This is a genomic window from Calditrichota bacterium (genome assembly GCA_013152715.1).
Taxonomy (GTDB): domain Bacteria; phylum Zhuqueibacterota; class Zhuqueibacteria; order Thermofontimicrobiales; family Thermofontimicrobiaceae; genus 4484-87.
On sequence record JAADFU010000023.1, the window covers coordinates 34480 to 34770 of the forward strand.

The window sequence follows — 291 nt, forward strand, 5'->3', positions numbered from 1 at the left end:
CAGGATGTGGTCAAGGAGAGCGTCATGGAACTGGAAAGCTACTTTGAGTTCGTGAGCCCGGAGGACATCCGCATCAAAGGGACACGGGTTGGCATAGAGACGGTATTGGACGACTATCTCGAGGGAGCCAGTCCGGAAGAGATTGCGGTCCGCTACCCCACACTGACGTTGGAGCAGGTGTACGCGACGATTACCTACTACCTGCACAACAAGAATAAGGTAGACGAGTATCTGGCGAAGTGGCGAGCGCATGGCGAACAAGCCTGGCTGGAGCAGCAACGCAATCCATCC

Annotated in this window: 1 protein-coding gene; it reads left to right on the forward strand. The window is 55.7% G+C overall.

Translation table 11 applies throughout. The annotated features are described in order from the left end of the window. Positions 1-24: 24 nt before the first annotated feature. Positions 25-291: DUF433 domain-containing protein (locus GXO74_02170; GenBank protein NOZ60463.1), on the forward strand; the 267-nt coding region annotated here is incomplete at its 3' end.